Annotated in this window: 20 protein-coding genes; 11 read left to right on the plus strand and 9 right to left on the minus strand. The window is 37.3% G+C overall.

Annotated elements, in window-relative coordinates; genetic code table 11:
* Positions 1-100: 100 nt before the first annotated feature.
* Positions 101-1288, minus strand: a complete 1188-nt coding sequence (locus M1D60_RS01785) for an SLC45 family MFS transporter (protein WP_456277518.1) — start codon at positions 1286-1288, stop codon at positions 101-103.
* 277 nt (positions 1289-1565) lie between these two features.
* Positions 1566-2795 carry an MFS transporter gene (locus M1D60_RS01790; RefSeq protein ID WP_456277519.1) on the minus strand — a complete coding sequence of 410 codons (1230 nt, stop codon included), beginning with the start codon at positions 2793-2795 and terminating at the stop codon, positions 1566-1568.
* A 252-nt stretch (positions 2796-3047) separates the two neighbouring features.
* On the opposite strand from M1D60_RS01790, the gene gloA2 reads away from it, so the two are divergent.
* Positions 3048-3434: an SMU1112c/YaeR family gloxylase I-like metalloprotein gene (gene gloA2, locus M1D60_RS01795; RefSeq protein WP_456277520.1), complete on the plus strand. Its 387-nt coding sequence runs from the start codon at positions 3048-3050 to the stop codon at positions 3432-3434.
* A 48-nt stretch (positions 3435-3482) separates the two neighbouring features.
* Here the strand turns inward: gloA2 and M1D60_RS01800 are convergent, their stop codons facing one another.
* The 3 genes from M1D60_RS01800 to M1D60_RS01810 form a co-directional block, all read right to left on the minus strand.
* The gene (locus M1D60_RS01800) at positions 3483-3620 is read right to left on the minus strand and encodes a YvrJ family protein (protein WP_456277521.1); all 138 of its coding nucleotides are present in this window, start codon (positions 3618-3620) and stop codon (positions 3483-3485) included.
* A 64-nt stretch (positions 3621-3684) separates the two neighbouring features.
* The gene (locus tag M1D60_RS01805; RefSeq protein ID WP_456277522.1) at positions 3685-3897 is read right to left on the minus strand and encodes a DUF2922 domain-containing protein; all 213 of its coding nucleotides are present in this window, start codon (positions 3895-3897) and stop codon (positions 3685-3687) included.
* A gap of 38 nt (positions 3898-3935) precedes the next feature.
* Complete coding sequence (locus M1D60_RS01810; RefSeq protein WP_456277523.1) at positions 3936-4154, minus strand: DUF1659 domain-containing protein; 219 nt, start codon at positions 4152-4154, stop codon at positions 3936-3938.
* 175 nt (positions 4155-4329) lie between these two features.
* Here M1D60_RS01810 and M1D60_RS01815 point away from each other — a divergent pair, with 175 nt between their 5' ends.
* Positions 4330-4593 (plus strand): hypothetical protein, encoded by a 264-nt coding sequence (locus M1D60_RS01815; RefSeq protein ID WP_456277524.1) that lies wholly within the window; start codon positions 4330-4332, stop codon positions 4591-4593.
* Positions 4594-4847: 254 nt separating this feature from the next.
* Here M1D60_RS01815 and M1D60_RS01820 read toward each other — a convergent pair whose 3' ends face one another.
* Both M1D60_RS01820 and M1D60_RS01825 read right to left on the minus strand, forming a co-directional pair.
* A complete protein-coding gene (locus tag M1D60_RS01820; protein WP_456277525.1) occupies positions 4848-5060 on the minus strand; it encodes a DUF2922 domain-containing protein in 213 nt (70 codons plus the stop codon).
* Positions 5061-5098: 38 nt separating this feature from the next.
* The gene (locus M1D60_RS01825) at positions 5099-5317 is read right to left on the minus strand and encodes a DUF1659 domain-containing protein (protein WP_456277523.1); all 219 of its coding nucleotides are present in this window, start codon (positions 5315-5317) and stop codon (positions 5099-5101) included.
* Between the two features lie 233 nt (positions 5318-5550).
* Between M1D60_RS01825 and M1D60_RS01830 the strand changes: the two genes are divergently transcribed.
* The 3 genes from M1D60_RS01830 (at position 5551) to M1D60_RS01840 (ending at position 6521) form a co-directional block, all read left to right on the plus strand.
* Complete coding sequence (locus M1D60_RS01830) at positions 5551-5778, plus strand: hypothetical protein (protein ID WP_456277526.1); 228 nt, start codon at positions 5551-5553, stop codon at positions 5776-5778.
* 206 nt (positions 5779-5984) lie between these two features.
* On the plus strand, positions 5985-6170 hold the full coding sequence (locus tag M1D60_RS01835; protein ID WP_456279550.1) for a hypothetical protein: 186 nt from the start codon (positions 5985-5987) through the stop codon (positions 6168-6170).
* A 9-nt stretch (positions 6171-6179) separates the two neighbouring features.
* On the plus strand, positions 6180-6521 hold the full coding sequence (locus M1D60_RS01840) for a hypothetical protein (protein WP_456277527.1): 342 nt from the start codon (positions 6180-6182) through the stop codon (positions 6519-6521).
* Positions 6522-6705: 184 nt separating this feature from the next.
* Here M1D60_RS01840 and M1D60_RS01845 read toward each other — a convergent pair whose 3' ends face one another.
* Entirely contained in the window at positions 6706-7773 is a 1068-nt protein-coding gene (locus M1D60_RS01845; RefSeq protein ID WP_456277528.1) for a M14 family zinc carboxypeptidase, read from the minus strand.
* Between the two features lie 782 nt (positions 7774-8555).
* Here M1D60_RS01845 and M1D60_RS01850 point away from each other — a divergent pair.
* From M1D60_RS01850 to M1D60_RS01860, 3 genes are all read left to right on the plus strand, one after another.
* Positions 8556-9614, plus strand: a complete 1059-nt coding sequence (locus tag M1D60_RS01850) for a hypothetical protein (RefSeq protein ID WP_456277529.1) — start codon at positions 8556-8558, stop codon at positions 9612-9614.
* Positions 9615-9629: 15 nt separating this feature from the next.
* On the plus strand, positions 9630-10505 hold the full coding sequence (locus tag M1D60_RS01855; RefSeq protein ID WP_456277530.1) for a hypothetical protein: 876 nt from the start codon (positions 9630-9632) through the stop codon (positions 10503-10505).
* A gap of 343 nt (positions 10506-10848) precedes the next feature.
* Positions 10849-11043, plus strand: a complete 195-nt coding sequence (locus M1D60_RS01860) for a hypothetical protein (protein WP_456277531.1) — start codon at positions 10849-10851, stop codon at positions 11041-11043.
* A gap of 74 nt (positions 11044-11117) precedes the next feature.
* Here the strand turns inward: M1D60_RS01860 and M1D60_RS01865 are convergent, their stop codons facing one another.
* Positions 11118-11621, minus strand: coding sequence for a sigma-70 family RNA polymerase sigma factor (locus M1D60_RS01865; protein ID WP_456277532.1), 504 nt, complete (start codon positions 11619-11621; stop codon positions 11118-11120).
* Between the two features lie 436 nt (positions 11622-12057).
* On the opposite strand from M1D60_RS01865, the gene M1D60_RS01870 reads away from it, so the two are divergent.
* The 3 genes from M1D60_RS01870 to M1D60_RS01880 all read left to right on the plus strand — a co-directional run bounded on the left by M1D60_RS01870 (position 12058) and on the right by M1D60_RS01880 (position 15501).
* Positions 12058-13071 carry an LCP family protein gene (locus M1D60_RS01870; RefSeq protein ID WP_456277533.1) on the plus strand — a complete coding sequence of 338 codons (1014 nt, stop codon included), beginning with the start codon at positions 12058-12060 and terminating at the stop codon, positions 13069-13071.
* 199 nt (positions 13072-13270) lie between these two features.
* Entirely contained in the window at positions 13271-14587 is a 1317-nt protein-coding gene (locus M1D60_RS01875; RefSeq protein ID WP_456277534.1) for a UDP-glucose dehydrogenase family protein, read from the plus strand.
* Between the two features lie 179 nt (positions 14588-14766).
* Entirely contained in the window at positions 14767-15501 is a 735-nt protein-coding gene (locus M1D60_RS01880; RefSeq protein WP_456277535.1) for a hypothetical protein, read from the plus strand.
* Positions 15502-15621: the final 120 nt, after the last annotated feature.

Consider the following 15621-nt stretch of genomic DNA (forward strand, 5'->3'; position numbering starts at 1 on the left):
CTAATTAGGTAGCTAAACCTGACTACACCTATCTAATTCTTCGTAACCTACAAAAATCGGGAGGCTCCAATACAGGTTCCTCCCGTTCATTTTAAAAACCTTAACTTACCCCAGCAGACGGAGTATTCGTCCCTACATCCTTACTAACCTTAAGCATACACAAAAAGGCGAGAATCAGACTTCCTGATGCTGCGTAAAACAGAATGCTAAATCCAAAAATATCAATCAGTAATCCTAGAATCGGAGGGGAGGTAATGGCCGCTAAGGAAGAAACTAGATAATATAAGCCGGTCCGTGTGCCAAAGCTTTGCTCACTCCCGGTTTCTACAATATAAGGGTAAGCATTAATATTAACAAACGCCCAAAACATTCCGCCTGCCAATAAAATTGCCCGTAAGGAAAAGAGTGATTCGACTCTTATTAATAGAAGGAAAACAATGATCAACCCAAGGATTCCAATTAAAATGGTTTTCTTTTTCCCATACTTTGCCCCTAACCAACCACTAGGAATCGCGCATAAAACAAAGCTAAGTGAGAAAAAGGCTAAAGAAAAGGCAGAAGAGCTCCTTGATAAACCGAGCTGATTAACGCCGTACAAAGTAAACAACGCTTCCATCCCTTGAATTGAAATAAACCAAAAGAAAATTGCAGCCAATAAATAGAGAGTAGGGGCATTCAATTCAGACTTATAATTGACCTTAGGTGGAAGGGTCATTGCGTAATTAATGGCATCTCGGTCCTCTTTAATATGTTTAAATATTACCCATAACGCCACTAAAAACATCAACGAAACAGCTAAGAAGGGTAAGGACTCGTCTATATAAAACAAATAAGCCCCCACACTAAACGCCAAAATCCCTCCACAGCCACCCATAAAATTAATGATTCCGTTAGCTTTTGTACGTTTTGCTTCAGGAGTAATGTCAGGCATCAATGCAATGGTAGGAGAACGGAAAATAGCCATAGATAAGTTCATGCAAACCATAAAAATAATTAATGTAACGAGACTAGTGTGAAAAGGAATGAGACTAAAGAATAAAGCAGCCATAGGAATCCCAACCAAAAGATAGGGCATCCGACGACCATAACGAGTCTTTGTCTGATCACTTTTGGTTCCAACATAGGGCTGAAGGAATAAGGCAATATAATTATCAAGCGTCATTAAAAACCCAATAACTGCAGTACTAGCCAGATAATCATTCAGAAAAAAGGGAACAAACCCATTGTACAAAGACCAGCCCAAGCTGATACTGAAAAAGCCAAATCCCAACAGCCAAGTTTTTTTCATCGCAGTTCTCCCTAAGGTGGTTGTTTTCACCTGTTTTTATTTACTACAGTAGAGTAGAGGTGGGTAATTTACCTTGATAGTAAATTAGTTATTTATCCTACTTAATACTTATTAGGGGGACGTTTGGAGTAGTATATAAAAACCATAAACTGGTTAGTTTTTTTGGAATGGATCAAAACCTTTATTATAAATTAATTGAAGGAGCTAATAGAGTCGAAAAAGGCATCCATCAACTTAGTTGGTGAGGATGCCTTCTCTTCTTAGGTATTTTTGTTAGTTATTCCTGACTCCACTCCCGTAGCTTTTGATCAGTAGGCAATAAGAGCGTAAGTAAACCAAGTAAAGGCAGAACGGAAACACCAACCATAGTAGAGGTTAACCCTATAGAATCAATCAACACCCCGAGTGCAACAGAACCAATAGCCCCCATACCAAACGCGAGACCGACAATTAATCCAGACATGGTACCGATTTTTCCTGGTAGTAACTCCTGCGCATACACCACGGTAACAGAGAAACTAGATAATAAGATAAAACCTGTAATTGCCAGAACGACCAACGCTAGAGTGGGTCCGACAAACGGAAAAGCTATTGCAAGAGGAGCTGCTCCCAATAATGAGAGTAGAATCATCGTCCGTCTTCCAAATCGATCTGCTAAAGGACCACCAAAAAACGTACCAGCAGCACCAAACAATAAAAACACAAAGATATAAATTTGAGATTGAGCTATGGTAACTCCGTAGGATTCCATCGCATAAAAGGTATAGAAATTAGAGATGGCACTACCATACCAGGAGCGTGCAAAAACAAGAAGGACCAGAATCAATAATGCTAGTTTAATAGATTTGGAGATGGAGGATTTACTTTCTTGAACCGACCTTTTCCTAACCCTAGATTGAGCTTTTAGATGTAGAGAATACCATTTGGCGATATAAAGAAGGAGGCCGACAGCTATCGCAGCAACAAGCGTAAACCAAACCGCGCCAAATTGCCCAAGAGGGACGAGGATCAGTGCTGTAATGATAGGAGCCAAAGCCTGACCTGAATTACCTCCAACCTGATAGATGGATTGAGCTAACCCTCTCCTGTTTCCAGCTGCCATATGAGTAACCCGTGAACCCTCTGGGTGGAAAATTGCCGATCCGAACCCAATTATTACAACACTAATTAGAATCATCCAATAGGATGGTGCAAGGGCTAAGCCTAAAATACCAATCATACTGCACGTTAAACCAATTGGAAGTGCGTAAGGAAGGGGGCGCTTATCTGTATACCAACCGACAGCCGGTTGCAAGACAGAAGATACAATATTTAAGCAAAAAGCAATCAATCCAAGCTGCGTGAAGGACAATCCCATTGACCTCTCCAGAATCGGAAACATTGCGGGTACGACTGTTTGTAGGGTGTCATTCAATAAATGACAAATACTTAAAATAAATAAAATCTTATAAGTGGTTTTGGTTTCAACCGTGGATGTATGTATATCTTTTGTAGTGGCGACTCCCATATAATTCGTCCTTTCAGGCTCCTAATTAGATACATAGAATTATAAGGAGTTAAGAGGGGGAGGGCAAGGTGAATAAACAGTCATGATCAATAAAGCGAACCGGTAAGCCTATTCCTGGTATTGTGGTATATTGACTAAAGATGTAGGGATTAAAAACACAGAGTAAGGTCTCATTTGTGTTAATATATGCTCCAAAGTTTTTATAAAGCCCTTTGTTTAAGAAACAAAGTTATTTTGAGGAGGGGTTCTACAATGAATATCACAAAAATTCACCACGTAGCTATTATCTGTTCAGATTATACTCAGTCCAAGGACTTCTACGTGAATAAGTTAGGGTTTACCATATTAAATGAGACTCACCGGGCAGAGCGCGATTCGTATAAGCTAGATCTTATTGTTGGAGATACCTATCAGATTGAATTGTTTTCTTTTGATAATCCACCCCAAAGACCAAGTTATCCTGAAGCGGTAGGGTTGCGTCATCTTGCCTTTGAGGTTGAAAATATAGAAGCTGCCGTAAATGAGCTCAAAGCAAAGGGAATAGTCTTAGAACCAATAAGGGTCGATGAGCTGACTGGGAAAAGATTCACCTTCTTTGAAGATCCTGATCACCTGAGATTAGAAATCTATGAAAAATAAAAACGGTCAAAGGAATTCCTTTGACCTGCTCATCAACAAAAGACTACACTACTCTCGTAACTTTACAGGGAGTTCCTGGATTGAATCATTCAACGTCGTTAACTTCGCTTCAATCCGGTGCAGTAAGTAAAGGGTTACTACAATCGGAAATCCGACCTCGCTAACATAAGGTAAAAGTTGCTCCATCAAACATCCTCCTTATCTGATAAAAATAGCCAGCACCACCAAGTGATGCTGACTCCAAACTCAATTACATAACCTCTGCTACATTACGCTCAACAATACGAGCGCCTTTTTTACTTACCAGATCACCACCGGCAGTAACGAATACATTTGCTGATAGAATTGTGTCCATCGTAGCGTTCAACGCTACTGGATCAACAGGCTCAATCGGGTTATCAATTCCAAGTGTAACCGTCTTATTCTCTTGATTTAAAAACTGTAATTGAAGTGTTTTTGCCAATTTGTTCTCCTCCTTTCTTTAAAAGTTAAGCCCCCTCATTACTCACCTAAAAGGTGCTTGTCATTACGCTCGATTGAGCTGAGTGGATACTGCTGCATACTCACGATGCTAGTCGCCACTGCGAAAAGACTATCTACGTCTGCTGATGTCTTAATATTGTTGAAGTTCTTACTCTTGTAGATTGCTTTTCCTTCTTCGTCAAAACCAGTTTCAAAAACTAAACGCAATTGTGAATCTGATAAGAATGCTGTTGCCATGGTGTTTCACCTCCCTTCACCTTATATATAGTTAAAAAAGGGAAAAAAGGGGTTAAAGAAGTGAAGAAAAATTTAATAGAGATGAAATTATTATTTGAAGTGTTATATTCTTAAAAATATCTACTAGTTAGTAATTAAAATTCATTGTAAAATGACTAGAAAGGGAGGTGAGAACATGAACGAAGAAAGAGTAGAACGTATGGAAGGTTTATTAACCCAATTAGTATCTATGGTAGGAAGTTTGAAAGTGGATATGGAAGCAATGAAGAAAGATATGGAAGATATTAAATTTGAGCTAAAAGAATTCAAGGAAACGAATGAAAGAGAGCATTCTGAAATTTTGAGTAAATTGAAAGATATCGAATCAGACCAAGATCATATTTGGGAGAAAACCGTTCGGAATGAAAGAGACATTGCGAAATTTAAACAGAGGAACTGATTATTAAATATTGCCTCAGTTAAACTCCTCAACTATGATTAATCCCCAAACGTTGCAAAGAATAAAACACCACCGAAAATAATAAACAAAGAGGGGTAGGTTTTTAATCTATCCCTTTCAACTTTATGCACTATAGCCTCTGTTCTCTAATTAATAGTCTGGCAACTATTACCTTCGTATAATTCCCTTTAGAGGTAATCCTTTTTGCCAAAAAAATAGCCAGCACCACAACGTGATGCTGACTCCAAACTAAATTACATGACCTCTGCTACGTTACGCTCAACAATACGAGCGCCTTTTTTACTTACAAGTTCACCGCCAGCAGTTACAAACACATTAGCTGAGAGAATCGTATCCATCGTAGCGTTCAACGCTACTGGATCAACAGGCTCAATCGGGTTATCAATTCCAATCGTAACCGTCTTATTTTCTTGATTTAAAAACTGTAATTGAAGTGTTTTAGCCAATATGGTCTCCTCCTTTCTTTAAAATTTAAGCCTCCTCATTACTCACCTAAAAGGTGCTTGTCATTACGCTCGATTGAGCTGAGTGGATACTGCTGCATACTCACGATGCTAGTCGCCACTGCGAAAAGACTATCTACGTCTGCTGATGTCTTAATGTTGTTGAAGTTCTTACTCTTGTAGATTGCTTTTCCTTCTTCGTCAAAACCAGTTTCAAATACTAAACGAAGCTGTGAATCTGATAAGAATGCTGTTGCCATGGTGTTTCACCTCCCTTCACCTTATATATAGGTGATTTGAAGGAAAAAGGGGTTAAGGATTTCGAAAATAGACAAAAAATCTTAATAGGGCATTGCTAAGCTAACTTTCCCTAAAGAATAGGTCTTGAAGTGCTTGAAGGAAATAGTTGAGAATTGTCGAATTTAAGTAGAATTCAATGCTAGTAAAATTACTTTTGCTAGTTTATTAGCAAGTACACAGGGGGATACTACGAATGGGAGGAAGTCTTAGATTTAAGGTTGGAAGAGAGCATCGTTACATGGTGGATGCTACTATGAAACTCAACACATCTATAGATCGCGCGAAGAAAAACAATTTATTTACCTTCCAAGGGGGAACAACGCTTTTAAAGAATTTAGAAAATCATATTGGGAATTATGGTTACATATATTATGAAGTAACAAACGGTATCTTTAACGATTCCTATGGAGAAAAGAAATAACGGACAAGTTAATTGCTTTTAGCAAGATCACTGATCCACACTCTCCTTTGAAGAATGATTTCACCGTTCTAAAAGAGAAGAACAGGAAATACGACAAGAATATAGAAGTAGGTCCTGCGAGAAATATAAATATGGAATACCCTCCTTTCTTAGGGAATATAGGCTCAATCAATAAAGCATGGTTAAGACATATTGATTGTGAAACGATGCTATTGGAAGAATTAAGTGACAGATTCGCAAAAGAAACAGAGGCAGAGGTTCATTTATTTACCTACCTAGAACCCTGTCTAAGCTGTGATCTAACAGTTGTGAATTTTTTAGAAAGTTTTCCTAATATCAACCTATACCTTTACTTTTATCAAGAAAAGGTAAATTGTGAATTAAAAAAATGAGGTGAGGAAATGTACGTAGAGGATTTTGAATCAGTTAAAAAAACTGTCACCTTAGATGAGATGAGCGAAATGGCGGATGACCTCTGGAACCTATTTAAAAATGACTATAGTCAAAATGACGAATCGATGTTTTCTCAAATCACTTATAGAGTCATATATGAACTAGAGGCTTGGACAGATGGGGACGCTCAGAAGTATGCAGCCGTTTGTCGAAAATTAATGGATTTAAATTTACGAGAGAACAAGTCAAGAGAACAAAAAGAAATTTTAGCATGGTTAGAATCACAGTCAGAGATGGCATCGGCTTTAGAATGGCTTGAAGAAATAGCCATAACGAGAGAAGATCATTAATAGAGCAATGAATAGTTTTTGAAAAATATTGAGAAACAATATGTTACCTTAGAAAAACCCAAGGAATCCATTTCCTTGGGTTATTTATATCCCTAGTCATTCTAATGAAACTACTAATAGTTGAGCGATATTAGGCGTAAATAAAAAAGACGCAACTAGTAATCTAGTTACGTCACTATACTCTTTACTCGTCTTCTTCTACTTCTTCCTCACCCATCCAGTACTGATACGGAAGGTCATCCCAGAATGAGGTATCAGCATCATTGATTGAACCATCAGCAATGGCTCTAACGGATGCATCAAGTGCCACTACAGATTGCTTAATTAGATAGCCGTTACTCTTTTGTCCTAATACATAGGGTTCATATTCGTGATCAGACATCCCGCGCATCTCAAACAGAAGGGTAGCAATGTCATATCTACTTGCAATTCCATTTCTTCCGATATTATTCCCTGTTCCACCTCTATATTTACCGATCTTGCCCCAGCCCTTTGATTCAATCGCATGATATACCACTGAACCTAGCTTCTTAGAGTTTTCAACAACCTCTTCACTTACTTCAGGATTGAGTGGGTATAGCATAGAGCCAGATACTAATTCTCCATCAATGGCACTTCTCGTTCCTTGGTGGTGTAAATCAATGAGGTAATCGATTTCATATTTTTCAAGTACATTTTCATAAAATGCTTTTTGTTCGGGCTGCATCTCTTCAATTGGCTTGGCGTGTTCTCGGTTTAAGTCAACTTCATTTGCGTTATAACGAGTAAGATGACGTCCACCATCTGCAATATAATCTTCAAGTGAGAAGTTTACATCTCCCATAGCTCCATCAGGGTTTAGCATCGGAACAACGAGAACGTTGACTTGATCAAGAACACCTTTCGTTTTATTTGTACCTAAATGTTTGATGAATTCAAGTGCACCTTCTGTAGCCAATTGCTCATTTCCGTGTTGCTGGGTTAAGAAGAGAATGGTTGGATTTTCAGGGTTTGAAATATACTTAGCTAGATAGATGTCTCTTCCTTTTACCGATTGTCCAATAATTTCTAGATTTAATGCTTCCTGCTTTGCCTCTTGAGTTTTTAGAAAATCTACCAATTCTTCATGTGTATGTAGGATAGAAGTCTGAACCGATTCATTTCCGTTATAATTGGGCCCATTTCCTACCGCAAGTGCTGATGGTGCAACTGTCGTTAAAGCTCCAAAAGCTAAAATGCCTGACAATGATACAGATAGAACCTTCTTTTTCATCCAATTCCTCCTAGTAGTATGGTTTGACCTGAAAATATAGAAAGGTCTACCAGTAATTGTATAAATAGAAGAGTATTATGTTAATAGGTAGGAATTACCAACTGTTAATATAGGAACTTCCTAAAGTGAAATATTAGGGTTTGTGTAGAAAAATGACAAAATGGCTGGATGGGATTTTTCTATTTAAGTATGATAGGAGGCTATACAATAACAGATAGCGGAGTAAACATAGTGTATTCATATCCCAAAAACTTTGTCGAAGACACTCATGAAGTAATTTGTGCATGTCACTTACGGTGTACATATTGTAGTTGGAAGGTCATGGTTTGTTATACATGGGACAAAATCGTTATGGGACATATGGTCATTGTACTTATAGAAACTACTTCCTATTAAGTTTTATAGAGGAATAGTACTACATGAATAGTGATGTTGAATCCAGAAGCCCATACTTTTAAACTATGCTACTGCTCAAAATAAGCGGTCTTTCCTATATAATAATCTTTAACGATAAGTATAATGGAATGTCTACGTCTTTTTTTTGCCTTAACTTTGTGAATGGAAAGCTGGCCTGGGCTTAAATTACGAAATATGGATGTTTCCGCAGCGGCTTCCTTTAGAGCCGACATTCTTTTCGTATTAGCTTCCTATGAAGCGGAATTCACAAATTGTCTATATGGTAAAATTTCCTTTTTAACGAACTGCTTTACATGTCCTTTTAGTTACCTACATCCCAAAACTTGTTATAATAGAAGGTAATTAGCAAGTCTTTGGAGGTACTAATGGAAGCAAAAGTAACTACTCATGGAAATTTTATAAAGTTTCTCGAAGGTCTTCCCGATACTAACACAAGGTTATTTGAAGAAAAAATCACAAAAAAACTAACCGAAGAGGATATTTTAGATACTAGCGAGTTAGAAGATATTATTAATGACTCAAAAATTGAGCTGGAAATTCGGTTTAAGGCCTTTTTTGGTTTAAGTCTCCATCATCGAAGGAACAGTAACTATAGTTCGTATAAAATGGTTGTGGATAAGTACATAGATTATTTTAGAGAATTTCCTGTTCATTTTCATATTCTTTCCTTACTATATAAATTCTTGGGAACTACAGATGATCTAAAGCTAAGCATCTTTTACGCAAGGGAGGCGGTCGCGCTACTACCCAATCATGTTGGGGTCCTGCACAATTATTGTGAATCAGTAGTAGCCGCTCTAGAAGATGATATTAGAATTGAGACTAGTCATATTACAGAAGCAAGGGTATTTATTGATAAGGTAATTGCTTTATCCCCGAACTATGCAAAATTCTATTGCACACAAGGGAGAATTTTAGCACAGGAAGGTCAGTTTGAAGCAGCAAGAAAATCCATATATAAAGCGATTGATACAGAAAATTCAAAGAGCATAGACTATATGATGAGAATTAGTGATTATAAAAACTATCTCTCAATGGTGAAATCACTAGAGCTATTTAAAAAAGTAGAAAAGGCTGTTAGTAATGTAGAAGATACCTTAAATAAAGCAACAGTTGAGATTAATCAAAGAACTGAAAAAACAACGGGTATGCTTGAGGAAATGAAGGTCCAAAACCTGCAAGTACTAGGTTTCTTCGTGGCAATCATTAGCTTTGTGTTAGGTTCCATCAATTTGTTAGGCGATAAAACATTCAAAGAAGCTTCCATGCTCATTCTGATCTTAAACGGTACGATGATCATTGCGTATGTTAGTTTTAGTATATTATTATCAAAAGTTAATCAAAGCTATGGAAAAATGATTTTAGTAAGTGGTATTGGTATTCTTCTTATGATTATTGGCTTCGTTACTTATAAATACCTATAGGAAAGGAGGATTTACTTGGAGTTTACTTCCGAAGTAATATACACAAAAGGTGTTGGAGAGGAAAATGAGGATGCATACGTTCTTGACCATACGCTTAACAACTTTGCGGTGATAGATGGAGCAACAGGGTTAGGTGGAGTTTCAGGAAAGGTCGCTTCACAAACGATTAAAGAAGAAATCTCTAAAGGTAGTTCAAGTCTTCTGTCTAGTGTTCTAGAGGGTAATCAACTCCTTGGAGAGAAAATCGTTAGTTTAAACGGCCAAAGTATGGAGAGCATTCCTAAATACGAACGTAGCTCTTGTGGTCTAGCGGCTATAAAAATAAATGAACACAACCAGATGGAATATGTCCACGCCGGAGACTGCATGCTGTTTATCCAGTTCGATGATGACTCAATAAGAACATTGACTTTCGACCATATCTCCAGATTAGATAAAATAGCTATAAACGAGTTAACAAGGCTATGGAGTGAAAAGAAAGATGATAACCCTAACAAATGGTCAGCTTCTAAAATAAAGGACACCTTTACTAAAATGAAGTCAGAAATATTGCCCACTCTTCAAGAAAATCGAAATAAACTAAATGAAGAGAATGGATATAGTATAATCGATGGCAGTAATCAGGTTCGGAATTTTATTGAATTCGGCACGGTCCGTTTACATCATGTAAAGAAGCTTCTTCTTCTAAGTGATGGATTGCAGCTTATTAAAAACTCGGCTTCTACACAAGACGAATGGCTCCAAACGGCAACCTTTGCTTTTGAACATGGATTAAAGGCTTTAGAGAAACGCATTACAGAAATGGAACAAGAAGATCCAGCCTGTTTTACCTATCCAAGATTAAAGGTAGCGGATGATAAGACTGGGATATTGCTTACTAAAATAAGTTAAGACATAAACAAGAAGCTGACTCTAAAAGGCCGTCATTTAACGACCTTTTAGAGTCAGCTTCTTCTCATGTACTCTTCTGTTAACTTTATAGGTAGTTCCTAGATCGAATCTTTCAACGTTGTTAACTTTGCTTCAATCCGTTGGAATAAATAAAGGGTCGCAAAAGTTTTCTGACAATTTAACAAATATAGTCATTTCTGACTAGTAAGATGCATTTACTAATACAAAGGCTGTTCTTGTAAAAAAGCAAATCTTTGTATCATTCCTGAAATCTCCGAAAAAATGAGATGTAAAGGAGGTCATCATAATTGGAACCTTTGTTGGATTACTGCTAACTGGACTGATGTTGACGGTTGTATATTTTCAGTATGTGGAGCTTGAAGAAGTTCATCAATTAAGAAAGAGGACTTCGTATGACTATGTAGCTTTTAAAGATGGATCAGAAGGGATACGTATCGTGCCATCTGATCGAGTCATTATGAAAAATGATGTTTCGGAGGACGATTGGAAAGGGTTATTAAAATTAGTAGGGAAATAGGACCCTATCATCTGAAAACTGATAGATAAAAAAAGCTACAAGAATGATCCCTAACTCTTGCAGCTTCATTTAAATTAAAGAGAATTCCTTTCTATCTGTATCCTGATCTTTTTTAATGCGTATCTTCTCCATGACTTGACGGTTTCGAGACTAACTCCTTCCTCTTTTGCAATTTGCATCGCACTTTTGTCTTCTATAAATGCTTTATAAACCCAGGTTTTTTGGGCTTCTGTTAGTTCTATACAATAAGTTGAGATTAGTTCACTCTCCAATGGAATTCTTAATTGCTCATCAGGTGTTGATTCGATCACTGCATCGGAGAGAAATGCCTTACGCTCCTCATTGCGATCGGCTTTCTTCAAATAGGTAAGCAGCTTCCCTCGTATCGTCCAATATGCAAAAGTACGAAAAGATGCTCCTTTACTGGAGTCAAAACGCTCATAAGCCTCCCAAAAGCCGATTAATCCTTCCTGATAATATTCATCTAGGTTTATATAAAGGCACATATCCTTTAGCGCACTTTTTATAATCCAGCCTTCCACTTCAAAAGCTGTTGCAAAACATTGATAAGCTTTCAACTATAAATCCTTCCAAAAAGCGCGCTTCTTTCAATTATTCCGCCGGTAAAATAATCTTAGTAGAATTCCCGAAGACAATCACATCACCTTATTGGAAGTTTTGGCTTAATAGATTACCCCAAACTACTAGTTTTCCTTAGAAGAAACTAGTAGTTTGGGGGAGGCGGGGGGTGGATATTCCATGTAGCAGCTATATTTTCGACAATAGTAGTTATTTTGGTTTGCCCCATGTGGAGATCCTAATAGGTTAGAGCATACCTGTAATGACACAACTATAGTGAGAAAATTGGATGAAAGAGCTTTGAATAGGAGAATAAAATTTAACATTATATGGGGGCCTTTTACATATTATTAGAGGAAAAATATTCTTTACATAAAAATACAAAACTATGATACTATCAAATAGTTATAATTCTTTTGTTAAGAAGGGTGAAATATGAGTTCTAGAATAGATTACAAAAATCAAAAAAAAGGGAAAAAGAAAAAAAGAAATCGCAATATTATTCTTGGGATCTTTTCTCTATTTATATTAGTCATTGCTTATAGTGTTTTCCAATATTACCAAGGTCTAAATAGTGCTGGTACCTCAGATGTCGTGAATTCGGATACTACAGATGGTGAGGAAGTAGAAATAGAAGAGTTTGCGGGACAAAAGGATGAGAATGGTCGTATTAATGTGCTGCTTCTTGGTGTGGACTCACGAGGAGAGGAGCAATCCAGAACCGACACGATTATGATTGCTCAATATGACCCGAAAACAGGCGACAGTAAAATAGTCTCAGTGATGAGAGATGTTTATGCTGAGATCCCAGGTAAGAAAAGCTATAAAATTAATACGGCCTACTTCCTAGGCGGGGCAGAGCTTCTTAGACAAACGATCAAGGAGAACTTTGATATCGATATTCAGTATTATGCAGTAATTGATTTCAAAGGATTTGAGATGATGGTGAATACATTAGCACCAGACGGTATTGAAATCGATGTAGAGAAAGATATGTCAAAGGAGCTTGATGTAGTATTAACAGCAGGAGTACAGCATCTAAACGGAAAAGAGCTATTAGATTACGCTCGATTTAGAATGGATGCTGAAGGAGATTTCGGAAGAGTAAGAAGACAGCAACAAGTTATCAATACACTAAAAAGTGAATTACTAGGTCTTTATGGTATCTCAAAATTACCTAAATTAATGGGAACCATTCAACCATATATTGAAACGAATATAGGGACAATGGACCGACTAGCTCTGGCTCGTGATTTTATTTTAAAACCACCAAGTGATATACAGTCACTAACCGTTCCAGTTGAAGGATCATATGAAATGGCTAGTTATTCACATGCTGGGTCTGTAATCGAGATTGATAAAGAGGAAAATATTAGAGCTTTAAAAGAGTTCTTAAATGGCCCTTCACTATCAATGGAAACGGATGATGAGGATACAGAACAAAACTAAATTTATAACAAGATAGAAGAAGAGGAACCTGCATAAATATTAGCGGATTCCTCTTCTTTTAATTTAGCTATAATTCTGTTCTTTCATTCTTAACAAATATTTAACCCCCACTTAAAAGTAAGAAAAAAACCATATTATATCCTGTAAGTAGGAAGATCGAGTTGATGAATGATACCTTACTTATGAAAGGATGTTATCGTTGAACATTACGATTACCGGTACGGGATATGTGGGGCTTGTTACAGGAGTATGCTTAGCGGAAATAGGTCATCAAGTCATTTGTTTGGATGTAGATGCCGAGAAGGTTGAGAGGATGAAGGCTGGGATTTCGCCGATATTTGAACCGGGTATAGAAGACCTTATGAAAAAGAATATTGAAGCGGGACGGCTTCAGTTTACAGCTGACTTCCATGAGGCTTATATGAAGGCAGAGGTCATATATATCGCGGTAGGAACTCCGGAGAATGAGGATGGCTCTGCTAACCTTTCTTTCATAGACGAAGCCGCAAAAAATATTGGAAGAAGTATTAGAGATGATGTGGTCATTGTCACAAAAAGTACAGTGCCTGTAGGGACTAATAAGCGTATCAAATCCATCATTAATCTTTATAAACTGAGTAATTTTCAAGTAGAAGTGGTGTCAAACCCGGAATTTCTAAGAGAAGGATCTGCCATACATGATACATTTTATGGTGATCGAATTGTAATTGGTGCTGAGAGTGACAGTGCAGCTAATTTAATTGAAGAAATTAATGAACCTTTTCATATACCTATTGTAAAGACAGATATAGAAAGTGCCGAAATGATTAAATATGCATCGAATGCTTTTTTAGCCACTAAAATAAGCTTCATCAATGAAATTGCCTCTATCTGTGAAAAGACAGGTGCCAATATAGATGATGTAGCAATGGGAATTGGAATGGATTCTAGGATCGGTAGCAAGTTTTTACAAGCAGGGATAGGCTATGGAGGCTCTTGCTTTCCAAAAGATACAAAAGCGCTAGTGCAAATCGCAGGTGATGTTGAGCATAAATTTGAGTTGTTGGAGTCTGTTATTAAGGTGAATAATAATCAACAACAAATATTAGTCAAAAAAGCAAAAGAACATCTAGGCTCACTAGAAGGTAAGAGAGTAGCAATGCTAGGGTTGGCATTTAAGCCTAACACAGATGATATGAGAGAAGCAGCTTCCATTGTCATTGCAAGAGGACTTCTAGCAGAGGGGGCTGAAATTATTGCCTATGACCCAGTAGCCATACCTAATGCAAGGGAAATATTAGGAAATGCTATTTTATATGCCAATAATTTGGAAGAAGCCATTTGGGGTGCTGATGTTGCGATGATTGTAACGGAGTGGGATGATATTAAAGACTTTCCGTTATCTAACTACAGAACATTAATGAAGAATCCAATGATCATTGATGGACGAAATTGCTTTAGCTTGAAGGAAGTTGAAAAATATAATATAGAATATATTTCAATAGGAAGACCTGAATTGATTTATACAAAAGCATAGGAAGTAAGGGGCCGTTCATACAAGTAGTATGGGCGGTTCTTTTTTCTGCGAGGTTATACTAACAGACCGAACAGTTGTACAAGTTTCTTATTTGAAATAAGTAGGTTATCCTTTGTAACTTTTCCTAAAAATCTTCGTCGAATAGATTGGAAGTAGTTATTATAGTAGGAGTGAAGGATATGAAAAAGTTTGGGTTAGTACTAGTAGCTGTAATGATGGCAGTAGTCCTGGGGGCTTGTGCAAACAGTGTGGAACAGGTAGATGAAAAACCTGCGGAAGTGAACAAAAATACTGATACTGATGTTCAAAAAAATACAGACCAGGCAACGGAAACGGAAGAAGAAGATGCGGATTCTACTAAAGAAACATCTTCAGAATCAAATGAAGATAATGAGGAAACATTGTCAGATTCGAATGAAGGTAGCGAGGAAACAACAACTGTAGAAACAAAGCAGAAAATTGAGGTTCTAGTGGAAGGTTCCGCAGAATTACGGGATGCGACATTAACAAATAGTGAATTTGGATATTCACTTTATGTATTAGAAGATTATACATTTAGTCAAGAAGGACCAAAAAAGGATACGGTAACCATGAATACTGATCCTTCGTTCCTTGCTAGCATTGAAGTGCTAGGGAAAGATGTAGATTATGAAGAACTGAAGGAGAGTATGCTGGTTTCTCTGAAAGGCAAGAATGTCATAGAAGAAAAGCCGGAAGCTCACTTTTTAGAAACCTTCCGAAATGCAAAATTTTATTTAATTGCTCAAGATGCTGACTCAACGTCCATCATGTATATAGCAAAAGAAATTGAAGGTCAAGGCTTCTTATTTACAGTCGAATTACCTCTTAAAGAAGCAGGAGAAGGTGCAGGACCAAGTCTCTGGGCTATATTATCAACGATAGAACCGAATTGAGGCTAAGTGAAAAGGGATGGGACATAAGTATTTCAGCCAGTGATAAACCCGAACAATCAGGTGATATGATGAATCTTTCACCTACTAGTTCGGGTCTTTATTTGTTCTTTCAATTAAGTT

The sequence above is a fragment of the Bacillus sp. AK128 genome (genome assembly GCF_053903075.1).

Bases quoted from the DNA above. Each gene is read 5' to 3' on its own strand.
- M1D60_RS01880 (WP_456277535.1), top strand. From the start codon at position 14,767: ATGAAAAAGTTTGGGTTAGTACTAGTAGCTGTAATGATGGCAGTAGTC.
- M1D60_RS01840 (WP_456277527.1), top strand. From the start codon at position 6,180: ATGTACGTAGAGGATTTTGAATCAGTTAAAAAAACTGTCACCTTAGAT.
- M1D60_RS01800 (WP_456277521.1), bottom strand. From the start codon at position 3,620: ATGGAGCAACTTTTACCTTATGTTAGCGAGGTCGGATTTCCGATTGTA.
- M1D60_RS01835 (WP_456279550.1), top strand. From the start codon at position 5,985: ATGCTATTGGAAGAATTAAGTGACAGATTCGCAAAAGAAACAGAGGCA.
- M1D60_RS01785 (WP_456277518.1), bottom strand. From the start codon at position 1,288: ATGAAAAAAACTTGGCTGTTGGGATTTGGCTTTTTCAGTATCAGCTTG.
- M1D60_RS01825 (WP_456277523.1), bottom strand. From the start codon at position 5,317: ATGGCAACAGCATTCTTATCAGATTCACAGCTTCGTTTAGTATTTGAA.
- gloA2 (WP_456277520.1), top strand. From the start codon at position 3,048: ATGAATATCACAAAAATTCACCACGTAGCTATTATCTGTTCAGATTAT.
- M1D60_RS01850 (WP_456277529.1), top strand. From the start codon at position 8,556: ATGGAAGCAAAAGTAACTACTCATGGAAATTTTATAAAGTTTCTCGAA.
- M1D60_RS01810 (WP_456277523.1), bottom strand. From the start codon at position 4,154: ATGGCAACAGCATTCTTATCAGATTCACAATTGCGTTTAGTTTTTGAA.
- M1D60_RS01815 (WP_456277524.1), top strand. From the start codon at position 4,330: ATGAACGAAGAAAGAGTAGAACGTATGGAAGGTTTATTAACCCAATTA.
- M1D60_RS01830 (WP_456277526.1), top strand. From the start codon at position 5,551: ATGGGAGGAAGTCTTAGATTTAAGGTTGGAAGAGAGCATCGTTACATG.
- M1D60_RS01870 (WP_456277533.1), top strand. From the start codon at position 12,058: ATGAGTTCTAGAATAGATTACAAAAATCAAAAAAAAGGGAAAAAGAAA.
- M1D60_RS01860 (WP_456277531.1), top strand. From the start codon at position 10,849: ATGTTGACGGTTGTATATTTTCAGTATGTGGAGCTTGAAGAAGTTCAT.
- M1D60_RS01845 (WP_456277528.1), bottom strand. From the start codon at position 7,773: ATGAAAAAGAAGGTTCTATCTGTATCATTGTCAGGCATTTTAGCTTTT.
- M1D60_RS01790 (WP_456277519.1), bottom strand. From the start codon at position 2,795: ATGGGAGTCGCCACTACAAAAGATATACATACATCCACGGTTGAAACC.